Genomic DNA, 17,176 nt, shown 5'->3' with positions numbered 1-17,176 from the left:
AGTTAAATCTTATAAGTTAGAGAAAATCCAATAGAATCGTAGTAAATATATGAATTGTTTGTGCTTATTCTTTTTGTAATATCTGCCATACCCATTGTGTTTTCTGTGTAAATAGGTGCTGTTGAGAATTTGAATTGGATATCTAATGTGAGATTTTCTATGATTTCAACTTTTGAAATAAGGGAGAGATTGTGGGAAAAGAAGTCACTTCCCCATCCTTTATTTTGTGTTGTACTTACATTCCTTGCATGTCCAATGTATGTTTGTCCTTCATATAAAAGCCCAATTATGCTAAGATGTAATGGCATTTTGTAAGCTAGGAGTGCATAAGGTCTTATTGTAAATCCATTTATATTTTTACCTTCATCAGCTTTGTACTTCCAAAGTTGATTATTATCAGCATGTGGATTATTTATATGTAAAATATTATTTCCAACTACTGCAATAACATGTGTCCAATCTCCATCGATCACAGCATTCATGTCGAATTGTAGTCTACCTCCCATTGTTATCTCAGAATAAAATTCGGTGTTGCTTGAATATTGTCCATTTCCTATATGTACTCCAATACCCTTAAATCCAAATCCTTGCCAACCTATTCCAAGTTCAATTCCTGTGTATAGATTGATAAATGCAATGGGAGTGACGCTGATTTGTCCTTTCAATAGTGCAACAACAGGTGAGAGTCCAATGTTAAGATCAACATCCATTCCATTATTTTGAAGTAGAGGTGAATCAGGATTGTTTAATAATTTAAAAAATTTATAGTAACCCAAATATGATATTAGTTTGACACTTCCCCAAGAACTAGGAGAAATTTGCTCGTTTGGTGCTACTGATTTGAACTGAGGGGTTATGAAACTTGGAGAAAACTTGCTTTCTGAAGATCCAAGTGCATGTGGTGGGTAATAAGCCATTTGAAAATTAGTATAAAAATATTCTCCCTTATCTTGATTTTCGTTTGAAAAGATTGAAATAGTCTGTAAAAATATAAGTACCGTGAATAACTTTTTCATCATATAAATTCTTGCTTTCATAAAATTGTTTAACACTTATTATATTATATCTTTTTTTTAAAGAAAGTAAATTATTATCATTCTTATTTTAAATTAATATTTTGATATTGTTTCTATCAGGCTTTTTGCAACCCCATCAATATCTTTTTCTGCATTTATGTTATTAAGTCTGTTGCTTTTTGAATAAAAATCTATTAGAGGTTCTGTTTGTAAATGATATTCTTGAAGTCTGACTTTTAAAGACTCTTCTAGGTCATCTTTTCGTTGATAAAGGGTTCCTTTACAAATATCACAGATATTTTTTTCTTTTGTAGGGAGCGTGTATATGTTAAATATACCGCCACAGAAGTGACATATTCTTCTTCCAGATAGTCTTTTTATTAGTGTCTCTTCATCAAGTAAAAAATTTATTATTTGAATATTTTGTAAAAAATTATCTAGAGCTTTTGCTTGGTTAATGTTCCTAGGAAAGCCATCAAGAATAAAATTGTCCTTATTGTCAAGGGTATTGATTTTATCTTCAACAATTTTGATTGTAATTGAGTCGGGTACTAATTGTCCTTTTTCGACTATTTGTTTTATTTTTTTACCAAGGGGTGTAGCATTTGATATATTTGCTCTGAATAAATCCCCTGTTGAAATGTGATAGTAATTTAATTTATTTGATAGAATCTTGGCAATTGTACCTTTTCCAGAGCCTGGGGGCCCTAAAAAAACAAGCTTCATAATATAACTCCTGTATATTGTATTTTTTTGGTATTTAGCTAAAGATATTTAGCAAAAATTTAAATCCAACAATTGTACCAATTGCAGATCCGATATTTACAAAAAATACTATTAATAAAATTTTTGTGACTTTATTCTTAAAATATCCTTTTATATTATTTAAATCTTCTTGTAGATTTTCAAAATCTTTTATTTTTGGTTTATTTATGTAAGCTTCAACGAGTCCTGCAACCATACCTGTTCCAATAAATGGAATTAAGGAGAATATTGGAGCACCGATTGCTGCTGTTATTATCGTTATAATATGGGCTTTGAGTAAGAGCGCTGCAATACCTGCAAATAAGGAGTTAGATATGATCCAAAACTCTAAATTTTTGTAAGCGAAATCAAAACCTTTAAAGTAGAATGAACTTGCTATTAGTATGATAATTAAGATTGCTATGAAGTAGGATATTAATTTGCTCATCGAGAAAGTATTTTTTGGTATGTTATTGAGCTCATCAATGTTGACAACTTTTTTATTTTCTTTAAATTCTTTTAAATTTTTTATTATTCCCTTGACATGACCAGCTCCAACAACTGCAAGAATTGTTCCTGAGCCTTCAAGTATTTTACTTGCTATAAATTCATCTCTCTCATCAATTAAAACTTTTTTTAAATTAGGGATTTCTTTTGCAATTTCTTCCATCATATTTGATAGAACATCCTGTTCTTTGAGTTTTTCAATTTCTTCTTGTGTGACTTTTGTATCTGAGAATGAAAATAGGTTTGATATTATTTTGAATTTTTCAAACATTGGAACACAATTCCATGCTCTTTTTAGAGTTGTCTCAACTTTTCTGTCTGCAAGTATTAGCTGTATGTTATGTTCTTGAGCTTTTAAAATAGCTGTTTTCATTTCTTCACCAGGCTTAATTCCTTGTTCTTTAGCCAGCCTTTTTTGGAAATTACTTAAAATAATTTGTGCTATTAATAAAAATGCTTTTCCTTGTTTTATTACTTTATATATGTCTAAATTACGCCATTTTTCATTTTCATCTGTTTCTAGGATTGCATGGTAACGAGCCTCATCAAGTTCAACAGCAATAAAGTCTGGCTTTAATGTTTCGATTAAAATAGCTGTATCTTGTGAACTTTTTTTTGATACATGAGCTGTTCCTAGTACATATATTTTATAGTTGTCTATGTTAAAGGTGCTAACATGCGAAAAGTGAGCCTCAGTATTCTCTTTTTTGATATCCAAAACTGATCCTTATTTTAAAATTTAGCCATCAAGAAGGATGGCTTTTAATAATTTTACCACATGACTTATTGAAACTATATAGTCTATATTATTTTCTTCTATTGCTATTTTTGGCATTCCAAAAACCACTGAACTCTCCTCATCTTGTGCAATAGTCAGTCCACCAGCTTTTTTAATTTCTCCAATTTCTCTAGAGCCGTCACTTCCCATTCCGGTCATTATTAAAGCTATTGCTTTGTCTTTCACATTTTCTGATATTGACTTAAAGAGTACGCCTATAGAAGGTTTGTGTCCGTTTACATTCTCAGCATCAAAGACTTCTGCTTGGTATTTTTCGTTTATTTTATTAATTCTTGTATGGTAGCCTCCAGAGCTTATGTATATAAATCCTTTTTGAAGTATTTCTTTATTACTTGTTTCTTTGACATCTAGGTTACAAATATTGTTAAGATTTTTTGCAAATTCTGTAGTAAAGCCTTTTGGCATATGTTGAACGATTATTATTGGCACAGGAAAATTTTTAGGAATTTCTGGTAGTATTGTTTTTAATGCTGCAGGGCCCCCTGTAGATATTCCAATAACAACTATTTCAAATTTTCTGTTTTTAAGTTTTTTTAAGTCTTTTTCATCTATTATTTTTTCTTGATCAAGATTTGTGATTTCATTTTTATCTATTGCTTCTGTTATATTTAAACTGTCTTTTGTAATGTTATTAGCTGTAAAGGGTTGATTTGTTTTGAATTTTGAGTTAATAGTGGTAATAATTTTATTTGTTACAGTTTTTTTACCGTAAACTGAGAGTAAATTAATAATTTTATCTTTTATATCCGATAATTTGTTGTCAGTCTTTATTATAAAGTCATCAGCACCTTTTAATAGAGCATTTTTTACTATTTCTTTTTTTGATGAAAGGATAATAACAGGGATTTTATTGTTGATATTTTCCTTTTTCTTTATGAAAGCAATTTCTTTGATTGTTTCTGTTTCTACACTTAATAATATTACATCTGGTTGTTTTTTAAGTTTTTTTAATGCAAAATCTGAGTTGGCAGCAGTTGCAATAACTTCAAGCTTTGGGGATGAGTTTATGATGTCTGATATAGTTTTTCTATTAGTAGAAGAAGCTTCAATAACGAGCACATAAATTTTTATTTGCATTTTTGTTTTGCTCCTATGGATCTGGTTTTATCAGATTATAATTTGTATTTATTTTCGAATCGAAGCTTTCTTTTTGAAACACTGTTATCATCTTTTTCATATATTATTGCCCAAGGTGTTCTTAAGAATTTAAAAGGAAGATTGAGACCAAAAAGTGATTCTGAATGACCGATAAATAAGTAACTTTTTATGGCCATGGAAGAATAAAATTTTCTTAAGACCCTTATTTTAGACTTTTCGTCAAAATATATGAGTACATTGCGGCAAAAAATAACGTCCATATTTGAAAAGCCACTTTCAAAGTTTAAGTTATGATAGTCAAATCGTATGTGTTTTTTAATGTCATCTATTACCCTGTAACCGTACATGTGAGGTTTGATATAATGTTTATATTGTATTGGAATATGTTCACATTTTTGTGCGGAATAATATCCTTCTTTTGCTATCATTAAAGATTTTAAACTTAAATCGGAGGCAATAATAATAAAGTCGAAATATTTTGGAAGATGATGTTTAAGAACAAATGCCAATGAATATGGTTCTTCTCCTGTTGAGCATCCAGCAGACCACATAACAATTTTATTTTTGCCTTCTTGAGTTTTAATTTTAATTAAGTTTGGGATTATAAATTTTTCAAAGGTTGCAAAATGAGCTTCATTTCTAAAGAATCGTGTTAGATTAGTAGTAACTAAATCTAAAAAGTATTCTTTTTTAAGTTTATTTGAATTTATTAAGTCATATAATTGTTCTGGAGTATTAATATTTTCAAGTTCATGCATTGCATCATTAATGCGGCCTTTTAGTACGACTTTATTTTTTTCATCAAATCGAATTCCGCTATTTTCATATATAAAATTGCAGAATTTCAAAAGAAGTTCATTGTTAATATTTAACATTTATAAGATCCAACTTTTTGTAAATTTCCTTATTTAATAGTATTACTTAATAATTATAAATTACTAAGTAGTTGCATAATTTTTGAAAAAAAATTGTACAATTAAAGTTAACAATTTAAATATTGATTTAAGGAATGCACTTGTGAAAAGATATTTATTATATTTTTTATTGAGCTTAATGTTATTAGCTTGTGATAGCAAAAGGAAAGGTTTAGTGGAAAGAGATGGACTATTTGCATTAATTGATACAAATAAAGGAACTATAGAGGTTGAACTTTACTATAAAATTGCGCCTTTAACAGTTATGAATTTTGTTGGTCTTAGTGAAGGTACTATTAAAAATTCTGTTACAGATAGACCTTATTTTGAAAATATTATTTTTCATAGGGTAGTTGATGGATTTGTTATTCAAACAGGAGATCCTACTGGAACGGGTACAGGAGGGCCTGGTTATGTTTTTCCCGATGAGTTAAGCAAAGATTTGAGTCACAATGAGCCAGGAGTTGTTTCTATGGCTAATGCAGGTCCTGATACCAATGGGAGTCAATTTTTTATTACTCTTGCAGATAATTTGACTTATCTTGATCGTAAGCATTCAATTTTTGGTAAGGTAGTTTCTGGAATGGATACGGTTCGTAGTATCAGTCAAGGAGATAAAATAGAGAGAGTAAAGATTATTCGTGTTGGTGAAGATGCAAATGCTTTTAAAGTTGACAATGAAGAATTTTTAAAATTAAAAAAGGATTATGAGACAAAAAAAGTTGAAGAGGCTGAAAAATATATGACGTCTCAACTTGAAATAATTGACCAAGATTACAAAGATTTTCAGAAAGATAAAAGTGGTATCTTGTACAAGATAACTAAAAAAGGAAAAGGAAAAAATGTTAAAAAAGGCAATGTTGTAAAAGTCGACTATGAGGGATTTTTACTAAATGGAGTTAAGTTTGACAGTTCAATTGATAGGGGTGAACCAATAGAGTTTGTTGTTGGTAGTGGTCAGGTGATTGAAGGTTGGGACTTAATGTTGTTAGATATGTGTGAAGGGGAGGAGCGGATGCTAGTAATTCCGCCAAGTTTAGCTTATGGAAAGAGAAGCGTTGGTGATGTTATAAAGGCAAATTCCTTTTTAAAGTTTAATGTCATTTTAAATAAAGTTAATTAATGTTTAATCAAGTTTTTTGTAACGAAAAAATTAAATATGAAGTTTATAGAAAATTCTTTCATATTTCTACTTTAATATTTTTATTGTTTTATAAAGTAAGTTTTTGGATAGGTTTTGCATCGAGTTTATTTTTTGTGTTTGCATACTTACTTTTGGAAATATTTAGGATTATGGAAATAAAATTGTTCCTTCTTCAAAATATATCAGAAATAATAATAAGATCTAGAGAGGTATCTTCATGCAAAATATCTCTCTCTCCAATATTTTTGGTATTGGGCATGTTTTGTACTTATTTTCTTTTAGCTGAACCTTTTAGCTATATTGGAATCTTTTCTTCATGTCTTGGGGATGGCTTAGCAAGTCTTTTTGGAAAACTAATACCATCTTTTAGACTTGTAAATAATAAAACTTTTGCAGGCAGTGTTGTTGTTTTTTTGGTTTCTTTTATTGTTTTTTATTACTTTTTTCCAAACTTCATACTAGCATCGGTTGTTGGCATGGGAGCTGTGCTTGTAGAGCTTTTTGATTTTGAAAAATACGATAATTTATTTTTGCCTTTAGGTGTATCGACTTTATCTTTCATATTGATTGCTTAATGTTTTATAGCCAATAGAAGAAAACTTTTCCTGCTTCTTTTAAGTACATTGGTATTCCTATTAATATTGGTATGAATGTGTAGGGTATTTCTATAGAATTGAGATATATTCCTAATATAATTAGCAATATTGATACAAAGAGTAAAAAGTAGCTTAGGTTTTTCTTTCTCAAACATGCTACTAAAAAGTTTATGGGTATTAATAGTAAGAATAAATGAACATAAAACCTATTATTTCCTGTTGACGAGAGTAAGTATTGAGTGTATTCATAAGCATTAATAGGGACTAGGGAATTATAGATCATTGAAAAGGTGAAGATTAAGTAAATAGTGTAGGTTATTGATTTTATTTGAAAATCACATATGTATAAGCTTAAAAAGAATAAATTTAATAATGAAAATGCTGTTATTAAGTAATAAAATTTCATGAAATAATAAAATTCTAGACTTAATATATTACTTAGAAAATAATATTTGAAAATAGAAATGGGTTCAATTATATATGAACAGACAAAGCAATAAAAAAATACGAATTGTATGTTGTTTGTTCTTTTGTAGTTGATGTATGACCAAATAGATCCTATGATGCCAATGCTGAAAATAAAAAATTTATTGACCAAAATCAATAAGTTTTTGTTATATATTTTGGTAATATAGGTATAGAATTTTATGTTAAAGTTGATATGGTACATGAATATTGATATAACAATTATTCCTAAGATCAAGGTTGTTAACAGGAAAATATTTAATCTTACAAAGAGTGTTTTCATCTAAATACCCAAGAATGTGTTTCTTTTTTCATTTTAATTATTTTTTTAATTCCAGCATCGAGTTTTGCAAAGAAATCTATTTTGGTTTTTTTTTCAATTGAATTGACATTCACAACATAATTTCTTAATTCTACGTCTTTGGCCTTTTCATTTGGAATAATGAAAGCTAATACATCATAAGAATTGTTATTATTGAGTGATAGCACTATTTTATAAAAGTTTTTTGGCACTAAAATTTTATTTTTTCCAATAAATCCTTTGTTTTCTGTTAAAATTCCTGCACTAACAATATAAATCTTGTCTTTTAAGATAGCCCATTTTCTAACTAGTTGTTCAAGTTTAAGCCAAATTCCTGAGTTGAATTCTTTTTGTTGAGGTGATATGTTTGAGAGAAAATAGGTGTCAAGCATTGCCTCTTTAGAAAAAGACATATCAGCAGAACTGACAATATGCCCTCTATCATATCCACTTTTTAGGTAATCGCTTAGTTTGGGAGCAATTCCTTTAATATCTTTATCTTCAAAGAATTTCTTACTTCTAGTGATCTTTTTTTCTTTAAGTAAAGTTAAAGCTAGTTCAACCATTTCTCTTTTTAATTTATAAGCTACCCATTCTGATTGTCTTGCACTCTCTGCATATCCTAAAGAGTAGTATTTTTTATGTAACACTTGGGTAGTAAGATATCCCTTTGGTAAGAGATATTCGTCCTTTAGTTCGGTTGGGATTTCAGGTCCATAAATTTTATCTTTGAGTTTTTCTAAATAATTAGAGGTTATTTCTTTTATGTTATCTAAGACTTTAGGATTTTTATATAAAAATAAAAATATCAATAAGATTGATATGTACAAACAGAATAAAATTTTGAATCTTTTCTTCATGAGTTTACCTCTTTGCTATTTTTAAGATTATATCTGATTCCAAAATCAAAGGAAATATTAAATGTATCAAGAATTAAACATTCAATTTTTGAATATATGTTGAAATAAGGTGTGGCTTTTTTTGTAGAGAATTCAAAGAATATATATGGTTCTATTACATAAGGTAATTTGCCATAAAATTTGAAATCTCCTATTAAATTAGTTGAAAGGTAAAATCTTCCCCCAATGCCCATGGTAGAAGATAAATATTTTGTTTTTTTAGACAAATTTATGATATGCCAATTGATTCCTATGCCAATATGAGAGCTTGAATATTTAATTTTTTTGGATATGTTGTAGTCTTTAGTCATTAATATCATACAAACAGCCAGAAGATCAAAATTATTAATGGCAAATATATAGTAAGGCCTAAATATTATATGATTGATTTTTGAATTTAAAAAAAATCCTGTTCCCATTCCCATTCCTGTTGAACAGATAAACCCCCTATTTACTGAGACAAGCTCATTTTCATTATTAATTATTTTTTTTTTAGATGTCATACTTGCTTTGTTATTTTTTTCGTTTTCTTTTTGTCCTTTATTATTTGCTGGATATAAGCTTGGACATAGTAATAAAAAACAGAATAGGATTATTTTTTTCATAATTAAATTAGTTTAATGATATACAGTAATTTGCAAATAAAGAAGAGGGCAGAGTCGATATTTAATGTTTGTACTATGATAGAATTAATTTAGGTATTTAGGAGGTTAAAGGTTATGTTTTTAGAGTTTTTTAAAAAAGAACTTATTTTTATATCTACTAAAATAAATTCCAAAGAAGAGGCAATTAATTTTTTAGTTGATCAAGTAACTAAAAGAGGTTATACGGATGATAAATCAGGATTGCTTCAGGGGTTACTTGCTCGCGAAAACATTGGTGATACATCTTGGGAGAATGGGGTTGCTATCCCACATTTTATAGGAGATGAGGTTAAGTCAGGTTTTGTTTCATTGCTTTACATAAAGGGTGATGGAATAAAATGGTCTGATGAGCATCCTCCTGTTAATTTAATATTTTTAATTTGTATGTCAAAAACACAACAAGGTGATAATCATATTAAGTCAATAGCTTTTATAGCAAAATTATTTGAGAGTGATAATTTCAAAAATGTGTTAAGAGTTATGAATAGCCCTGATGAAATTTATTCTTATGTAGAGAGTGTTGAGGGAAATTCTAGAGAAGATACTGTAAATATTTCTAAATCAGAAAAAATAGTAGCTGTGTGTGCTTGTCCTGTGGGAATTGCTCATACATATATTGCAGCTAAGAAGCTTGAAGCTGAGGCTAAAAAACAAGGGTATAGCATTAAAGTTGAGACCCAGGGTTCTATTGGTATTGATAATCCTTTAACAGAGGCAGATATTAAATCTGCTGATGTTGTAATACTTGCTGTGGATAAGGATGTTGATGAAAAGAAGTTTGATGGAAAGAGAGTTTATAAAGTTTCAACTGTAAAAACTATTAATAATGCACAAAATGTTATTAAGGACGCATTTAGTGCTCCAATATTGAATTATAAAAATGTTCATGCTATTAAAGGTAAGTTTGGTCATCATAAGTCTGGATTTTATAAGTATTTAATGAGTGGTGTATCGCCTATGATTCCCATTGTTGCAAGTGGTGGTATTTTAATAGCCCTTGGAATATCCTTTGCAGGCATTGGTTCTGATGGTCCAAATTTTGATGAGTACCCTTTTTATAAGACAATTACAGATATTGGTGTTGTATCTTTTAGTATGATGTTACCAATCCTTTCAGGATTTATTGCTATGGCAATTGCTGATAAGCCAGGTCTTGCACCAGGTCTTGTAGGAGGCGTGCTTGCCAGAGATGTTAAGGCAGGATTTTTAGGGGCAATACTTGTGGGGTTTATGGCAGGTTTTGTTGCTAAATGGATAGCAAAGAGAAAAATTCCTGAATGGCTTAGGCCTGTGATGCCCATATTTGTGATTCCTTTAATAAGTACTGTTATTGTTGGACTTTTTATGATGTATGGGGGTGTTTATATCGGCCAATTTATGGAATTGCTTGAAAATGGTCTTAAATCGCTTCAGAATAATTCAGAAACTTATGGTATTTTAGGAAAATTATTACTTGGATTGGTACTTGGCTCTATGGTATCAATTGATATGGGAGGGCCTTTTAATAAGGTTGCATTCCTTTTTGGTGTTGGTATGATTCCTCAAGTTCCACAAATAATGGGTATGGTTGCATCAGCTATTCCTGTGGCTCCTATGGCTATGGGACTTGCTACTTTACTTATGCCTAAATTGTTTGAAAATGAAGAGAGAGAGTCTGGAAAAATATCTTTCTTGATGTCGTTTATTGGCATTAGTGAGGGTGCTATTCCTTTTGCTGCTAGTGATCCTGCCAGGGTGTTGCCTTCAATAGTGCTTGGAGGTGCTGTTGCAAGTATAATTGCAGCATTTTTTGGTGTTACAGATCATGCACCTCATGGAGGGCCAATAGTGCTTCCTGTGGTTGATAACAAATTGGGATTTGTTATTGCAATAGCTGTGGGTGTTGCTGTGGCAACAAGTTTGGTTATTTTTTTGAAATCTCTAAAATTTAAGGAATCTAAAGAAAATGAGAACTGATAATATATTTTTGATGAAAAATGAAATTAAGGAATATGATTGGGGTGGGACTAGTTTCATCCCTTTTCTTTTAGGACAAAGAGCTGATGGCTTGCCTAAAGCTGAGATGTGGCTTGGAGCACATAAGACATTTTCTAGTAAGATATTAGTTGATGGTCAGTATGTTCCTCTTTGTGATTTTTTAGAAAATCATCAAGATCTGTTGGGATGTGAGGGTGAATTACCGTTTTTATTTAAGGTTCTTTCAGCCCAAAGACCTTTATCAATTCAAATACATCCTTCAAAAGATATTGCTTTAAAAGGTTTTGAGCTTGAGAATGATAAGGGAGTAGATATTAATGATCCTAAGCGAATTTACAAGGATTTAAATCCAAAGATAGAACTTGTTTATGCATTAAGTGATTTTTATGCTCTTAAAGGATTTCTTCCTCTTTCTGAAATCAAGAGCATATATAAAAAATTGAAATTAGATTTTCGTTTTACAACTCATAAAGAGTTGATGGAAATTATACTTAGTTTGCAGGAGTTTGAAATTGAAAATGTTATTGATCAAGTTCAAATAAACTTGGTTTCCATAGATGTTCTTAGAGCTTATTGGTTTAATGAAATTTATAAGATTTATGGAACAGATATTGGGCTTTTGGTCTTTTTAGGGATGCATATTTTTAAATTAAATCCAGGTGAAGTGATCTATACAGAGGCTCAAGAAGTTCATGCTTATCTTAAGGGTGAGTGTCTTGAACTTATGACTAATTCTGACAATGTAATTAGGGCAGGTCTTACTACTAAATATATTAACAAAGACGAGATGCTTAAGGTTGGTAATTTTAAAGAGGGAGTATTTGAATTATTATTGGGCGAGGATATTGATGGTTTTAATGTATTTAAGCTTCCAGGCACTAACTTAAGTTTATTGCAAAGAAATATAAATGAAAAAATTTGCTTTAAAAGAGATGGTGTAATAATATTATTAGTCATGAATGGAGAAATTCAAATTAATAATAAGTTTGATCTTAAAATGGGCGAAAGCGTATTTATAGGAAACAGTGGTGAAGAATTATTAATTTGTGGAAATGGAGAAATTTTTGTTGCACTATCCCTGTAGTAGGATATTGGTCTTTTGACTTTAGTATAAATTTATTATTTATGTGGAAACTTTAATAAACCCAACTGCGAAGAACCTAAATCTCATTCCTTCAAACACTATTTTTGGTTCTGTTAAAAATATTGTTGGACCAAGTGTGGGGTAAATTTTAAAGCCTAATGAGAGGTTTTTTATGATTTTATATTCTATTGATATAGGTAGTCTGGTTACTATTGCTATCCTGTCATAAGGAGAAGGTTTTGTATTGCTATAAGAAGTTAGATTTGCTTGAGACCAATCTGCCCCAATGCCAACTCCTCCTCCAATGATTAAAAATTTTCCTACTTGTTGTCTAAAAATTAGATCGATTGCAATCAAATTATAAGGTTTAAAATTTGTGTGATTGAAGTATAAAAAACTACCATGTCCAAGATCTATGTCTACGTATGGGACTGAGATTAAAAGATTGATAAGAGGATTTCCAGTTCCTATGCCCGCTGCGAATGAGTAAGGATGTTTGTCCTTTTTCTTTATGTTAGGATTTGTATTGATATGTGGCTTGGCTTCTTTGGGAGTGGGTTTGGGCTCTTTGGGAATGGGCTTGGGCTCTTTGGGAATGGGCTTGGGCTCTTTGGGAATGGGCTTGGGCTCTTTAATAATAGGTTTATCGTTTGTGATACAAATGGTTCCATCATTTTCTTGTTGACATTGGATGAAATAAGCATTATTGGATTGAGAAAATGCAAAATGGTTTGAATTAGATATTAAGAGTAATATAAATACTGACAGAGCATTTTTTTTCATTGATTTTTCCTTATATGTATATTTTTATGAATCCAAAAGCAAAAAATCCAAATCTAATTCCTTCCATTGATGTGGGATTGAATATCATTGTTCCACCAATTGTAGTCACAGCTTTGAATCCTATTACAACATTTGTCAAAAAACTATATTCTAAGATAATAGGAAACCTAAGAACAATTCCCAACCTATTGTTAGGCGAAGTGAGTGAAAATTCTTCTTGTTTGTTTGTACTATCATCTGTTTGTATGCTTGATGCATCTTTTTCGTTTGGTTTTATTGGAGATAAATCTAAGCCTATGCCAAGCCCGCTAGTGATCATTGTATTCTGATAAATTTCTTTTTGTAATAAGATATCAGTTCCAAAAACAATATAAGGTACGAAATTGTTAGGGTGTAGTCCGTTGAACCCCCCATATCCAATATCTATATCTACGTATGGGAAATTAATTATGATATTAGTTATAGGGTTTCCAATTCCAAACCCTATTCCAAATGATTTATGTTGGATTTCTTGCTCATTTAATATTTTATTAAGAGCAGATGTATCAATTTTTGTAGCAAAAGATAGACTTGCTACAAAAATCATAATCAGTTGCAATAATATTTTCATAAATTCTCCTTCACCTTATGTTTGATTAGGTGTATATAATTTTTAAAATTATATTTCATAAAATATAAGATATTAAGGGATTTTTTATGAGCAAATTTTTCTGTGTTTTTTTTTGTTTTGTATATTTTTGATATTAAGTTTTTTTTCATATCAACATAGCTTTAACAGTTTTAAGCTGTAGAAATGAGGTTTATTTTTTTTGATTTTATTGGAGAAAAAGTTATTAATGGTATTCTTTAAGCTATTTTTTAGTTTAATTTTTTGACATGATATTCTAGTTAAACCTATAAGTTTTTTTGTGTGTATTTTTTTGAGAAATTTATTGTGAAATACGAACATATTTTTTCAACTTATAAAAATAAATATTAGAGCAAAGATTTATATTAAAAATATGTTTGACATATTTTTAATATAAATATAAATTTAATTATGAATTTGAGTTACAGGTTGGTAAGTTTGTTTTTATTCTTTTTTATGTTTTTTAAATATATATTTTAATGTATGATTTTTATTTGACGTTTTTACTGTTTTTCTATTGGTAAAGATTAGGGTGTGCAGATTGAAGATTTAAATAACATTTAGTTGAATAATTATTATAAATAGAATGTCATTGATTATAAACCAAAAGAAATTTTTTGCTTTTTAAGGTAAGTTGCATCATTGTTTTTGATGCCTAAAATTTTTTAAAAAGGGTGAGGTTTATGGGTAATTTTATTTCTTCAAAGGAAGAGGAATTTTCTAAGTGGTATTTAGACATAGTACAAAAGGCAAAACTTGTTGATTACAGTCCTGTTAAAGGTTGTATGGTTATTATGCCTTATGGGTATGCTATTTGGGAGAGAATTAAGAGTATACTTGATTATAAGCTTAAAGAGACAGGACATGAGAATGCATATTTTCCTTTACTGATTCCTTATGAATTTTTAGAGAGAGAAAAAGAACATGTTAACGGATTTTCACCAGAACTTGCCGTTATTACAACTGCTGGTGGTGAAGCATTAGTCGAGCCTTTAGTTTTAAGACCTACTTCTGAGACCATTATTTGGAATATGTATAGCAAATGGATAAAGTCTTATAGAGATTTGCCTGTTAAAATAAATCAATGGGCAAATATTATTCGTTGGGAAAAAAGGACAAGACCATTTATTCGTACCACTGAGTTTTTGTGGCAAGAAGGTCATACTGCTCATGAGACTGCTGAGGAAGCTTTAGAAGAGACTTTATTTATTTTAAACCTTTATAAAAGGTTTGTTGAAGATTACTTAGCTATTCCTGTATTTTGTGGCAAAAAAACAGAGAGGGAAAAATTTGCAGGTGCTATATCTACTTACACGCTTGAAGCATTAATGCAAGATAAGAAAGCTTTGCAAGCAGGAACATCTCATTATTTGGGATTGAATTTTGCTAAGGCTTTTGATGTTAAGTTCCAAAATAAGAAAGGTGAGATGGATTATGTTTTTGCTACTAGTTGGGGAGTTTCAACCAGGTTAATTGGGGCATTGATTATGGTTCATTCTGATAACAAAGGTTTGATATTACCACCCAAAATAGCACCAATTGAGGTTATTATTGTTCCTATTTTTAAAAGAGATGATGAAGCTAATAAAAAGATTCTTGAATATTCTACTGCTATTTTTAATATTTTAAAAGAAGCAAAGTTGAGAGTGGAGATTGATAGAGATACCAAGAATTCACCAGGATTTAGATTTGCTGCTGCTGAACTTAAAGGAATTCCAATACGAATTGAGATAGGTTTTAATGATATTTTGATGGATTGTGTTACTGTTGCAAGAAGGGATAAAGATAAAAATTCTAAGTATCAAGTATTAGTTAAAGAATTATTATCTAAAATAAGACATGAGCTTGAAACTATGCAGTGTGAATTATTTAATAGAGCATTGGAGTTTAGAAATTTGCATACCAAGGAAATTATTGGGTTTAAAGAAAATGATTATGCTACTTTTAAAACTTATATTAATGAAGATTTAGGATTTGTTCTCTCTTCTTGGTGTGGAAATGAAGTCTGTGAAGAGAGTATTAAAAACGATACAAAGGCTACAATACGATGCATTCCTGAAGAGTTTAAAAATAGATCTTTAAATGACTTGACCTGTATTTATTGCAGTACAGCAGCCAAGTATCTTGTTTTATTTGCAAGAGCATATTAATATTTATTTAAAGATTAAACATTATGTATCTTGTAATTCATTGAAATCGATTATTTGTATTATTGCAATATTGGATGTGAAATCGATCATTAAAGCTAGAGATGCTAAAATTGGAAGTATTGGCATTATGTTAGAGTAGCTAAGTTCAATTCCTTTTGTGTAAGTTGAACATAGCATTGTAATTATGTAAATTAAACTGTTTGGTATGTGTGGAAATGCGAAAATAAAGAGAAATGCCAATATGCTCATGTAGCTTATTTCATAAATTGATATGGGTAAGCTTGAATAAGATTTTAAAATAATAAAAAATGAAATTGTAGAAATGAAAATTGTTCCGGTTTTAGAAATAAAGTTGATTATAGGTATGTTTGTAATTATCGATTTTTTTATGTTTATTTTTTCATTTTTTATGTCTTCTATTAAAAATGCATAGGGCGTATAAGCATCCATTGTCAAACCTGCAAATATTATATTTTGGATAGATATTAATATGTTCTTATATGATAATTTAAAATTTTTAGTTAATCGATAACTAATCATTGGAATTATTATTAGGATAATAATAATTGTCCATGAGGATAAAAGCATTATGCTATCTATGTAGTATTGATAATTTTTAAAATTTTTTAAGTTTGTAGTATATGCTGCTGTGATAAAAATAATGCCGAAATTTAATATTTTAACAACTATTCCGTTAGCATTATAAAAAAGGTTTGAAAGGCTTAAGATAAGCTCTCTAGCAATTCGCCCCTTTTGCTTTGCGTAGTAAAAACTAGTGCCAATAATGATTGAGATAATATAAATACTTAAAAGATTTGGATTATTGTTTGTAAGTATTGTAAAGATATTTTTTGGAAAAAATGTTTCAAGAAATGCTGTTTGATCAAACATATATATATTTTGAATATTTTTATCTAGTATTGGAATTCTTTGTGGTAGATATATGATTGCAACTGTAATTGAGATAATTATTCCTATAATGTTAATTAAAATGCCATAATAAATTGTTTTTCCAAACAATTTGCTGAATTTTTTATTTTCAATAATGTTTTCTATGCCAAGTGGAATTGAAAATATTAAAAATGGAATTAAGGATATATAGGTTAATCTTATAAAGATATGTGAAAGCGTGTTGTAAGCTTCAGAGGGAAAAAATAATCCAAGCAATATTCCAATAGGTATGTTTAGGGAGAACTTTACTTTTGTATTCATAAATTTTTCCTTTGCGAGTTTGAAAAATATTATCTATATCATAATAAATCTTACTAGATTTTTTATTAAATATAAACTTTGGTAATAATATTTATTATTAGTACAAAAAAGTAAGTCTGGTTTTGGAGAGAGGATTGATTGTATGAATATTCTAAATTAATCAATACAGATTGAAGTTTGAAATTGCTTGAAATTAATGCATTAGAAGAACATGA

The 17,176-nt window shown here is 29.3% G+C and carries 15 protein-coding genes and 1 pseudogene; 5 read left to right on the top strand and 11 right to left on the bottom strand.

Annotated elements, in window-relative coordinates; all coding sequences use genetic code 11:
• Positions 1-2 precede the first annotated feature (2 nt).
• The 5 genes from bcCo53_RS02045 to bcCo53_RS02025 form a co-directional block, all read right to left on the bottom strand.
• Complete coding sequence (locus bcCo53_RS02045) at positions 3-1,019, bottom strand: hypothetical protein (protein WP_025408054.1); 1,017 nt, start codon at positions 1,017-1,019, stop codon at positions 3-5.
• Between the two features lie 90 nt (positions 1,020-1,109).
• A complete protein-coding gene (locus bcCo53_RS02040; protein WP_025408053.1) occupies positions 1,110-1,742 on the bottom strand; it encodes an adenylate kinase in 633 nt (210 codons plus the stop codon).
• A gap of 34 nt (positions 1,743-1,776) precedes the next feature.
• Positions 1,777-2,985: a TraB/GumN family protein gene (locus bcCo53_RS02035; RefSeq protein WP_025408052.1), complete on the bottom strand. Its 1,209-nt coding sequence runs from the start codon at positions 2,983-2,985 to the stop codon at positions 1,777-1,779.
• 21 nt (positions 2,986-3,006) lie between these two features.
• Positions 3,007-4,143, bottom strand: a complete 1,137-nt coding sequence (cheB, locus tag bcCo53_RS02030; RefSeq protein WP_025408051.1) for a chemotaxis-specific protein-glutamate methyltransferase CheB — start codon at positions 4,141-4,143, stop codon at positions 3,007-3,009.
• 35 nt (positions 4,144-4,178) lie between these two features.
• Complete coding sequence (locus bcCo53_RS02025; protein WP_025408050.1) at positions 4,179-5,039, bottom strand: CheR family methyltransferase; 861 nt, start codon at positions 5,037-5,039, stop codon at positions 4,179-4,181.
• A 214-nt stretch (positions 5,040-5,253) separates the two neighbouring features.
• On the opposite strand from bcCo53_RS02025, the gene bcCo53_RS02020 reads away from it, so the two are divergent.
• On the top strand, positions 5,254-6,201 hold the full coding sequence (locus bcCo53_RS02020) for a peptidylprolyl isomerase (protein WP_241766533.1): 948 nt from the start codon (positions 5,254-5,256) through the stop codon (positions 6,199-6,201).
• Positions 6,201-6,814 (top strand): annotated as a pseudogene (locus bcCo53_RS02015) (diacylglycerol/polyprenol kinase family protein). The gene bcCo53_RS02020 and the pseudogene bcCo53_RS02015 overlap by 1 nt, the downstream one beginning before the upstream one ends.
• On the opposite strand, the gene bcCo53_RS08845 reads toward bcCo53_RS02015, so the two are convergent.
• Genes bcCo53_RS08845 through bcCo53_RS02005 form a run of 3 tightly spaced genes read right to left on the bottom strand, consistent with a single transcriptional unit; the run spans position 6,802 to position 9,088 of the window.
• On the bottom strand, positions 6,802-7,566 hold the full coding sequence (locus bcCo53_RS08845) for a hypothetical protein (protein ID WP_081725112.1): 765 nt from the start codon (positions 7,564-7,566) through the stop codon (positions 6,802-6,804). The pseudogene bcCo53_RS02015 and the gene bcCo53_RS08845 sit on opposite strands and share 13 nt — an antisense overlap.
• Positions 7,563-8,444: a DNA/RNA non-specific endonuclease gene (locus bcCo53_RS02010; protein WP_028328342.1), complete on the bottom strand. Its 882-nt coding sequence runs from the start codon at positions 8,442-8,444 to the stop codon at positions 7,563-7,565. Before bcCo53_RS02010 ends, bcCo53_RS08845 begins: the two co-directional genes overlap by 4 nt.
• Complete coding sequence (locus tag bcCo53_RS02005) at positions 8,441-9,088, bottom strand: hypothetical protein (RefSeq protein ID WP_025408047.1); 648 nt, start codon at positions 9,086-9,088, stop codon at positions 8,441-8,443. Before bcCo53_RS02005 ends, bcCo53_RS02010 begins: the two co-directional genes overlap by 4 nt.
• A gap of 114 nt (positions 9,089-9,202) precedes the next feature.
• On the opposite strand from bcCo53_RS02005, the gene bcCo53_RS02000 reads away from it, so the two are divergent.
• Positions 9,203-11,083, top strand: coding sequence for a fructose-specific PTS transporter subunit EIIC (locus tag bcCo53_RS02000; RefSeq protein WP_025408046.1), 1,881 nt, complete (start codon positions 9,203-9,205; stop codon positions 11,081-11,083).
• Complete coding sequence (gene manA / locus bcCo53_RS01995; protein WP_025408045.1) at positions 11,073-12,188, top strand: mannose-6-phosphate isomerase, class I; 1,116 nt, start codon at positions 11,073-11,075, stop codon at positions 12,186-12,188. The genes bcCo53_RS02000 and manA overlap by 11 nt, the downstream gene beginning before the upstream one ends.
• A 39-nt stretch (positions 12,189-12,227) precedes the next feature.
• Here the strand turns inward: manA and bcCo53_RS01990 are convergent, their stop codons facing one another.
• The gene (locus bcCo53_RS01990; RefSeq protein ID WP_025408044.1) at positions 12,228-12,971 is read right to left on the bottom strand and encodes a DUF3996 domain-containing protein; all 744 of its coding nucleotides are present in this window, start codon (positions 12,969-12,971) and stop codon (positions 12,228-12,230) included.
• Positions 12,972-12,981: 10 nt separating this feature from the next.
• Complete coding sequence (locus bcCo53_RS01985) at positions 12,982-13,581, bottom strand: DUF3996 domain-containing protein (protein ID WP_025408043.1); 600 nt, start codon at positions 13,579-13,581, stop codon at positions 12,982-12,984.
• 701 nt (positions 13,582-14,282) lie between these two features.
• Between bcCo53_RS01985 and proS the strand changes: the two genes are divergently transcribed.
• Complete coding sequence (proS, locus tag bcCo53_RS01980; protein WP_025408042.1) at positions 14,283-15,749, top strand: proline--tRNA ligase; 1,467 nt, start codon at positions 14,283-14,285, stop codon at positions 15,747-15,749.
• Between the two features lie 21 nt (positions 15,750-15,770).
• Here proS and bcCo53_RS01975 read toward each other — a convergent pair whose 3' ends face one another.
• Positions 15,771-16,961 (bottom strand): cation:dicarboxylate symporter family transporter, encoded by a 1,191-nt coding sequence (locus bcCo53_RS01975; protein WP_025408041.1) that lies wholly within the window; start codon positions 16,959-16,961, stop codon positions 15,771-15,773.
• Positions 16,962-17,176 lie beyond the last annotated feature (215 nt).

The organism is Borrelia coriaceae, from assembly GCF_023035295.1.
In the GTDB taxonomy this organism is placed as follows: domain Bacteria; phylum Spirochaetota; class Spirochaetia; order Borreliales; family Borreliaceae; genus Borrelia; species Borrelia coriaceae.
Note: the sequence above shows the minus strand (reverse complement) of the source record. Positions and strands in the feature narration are given on the sequence as shown.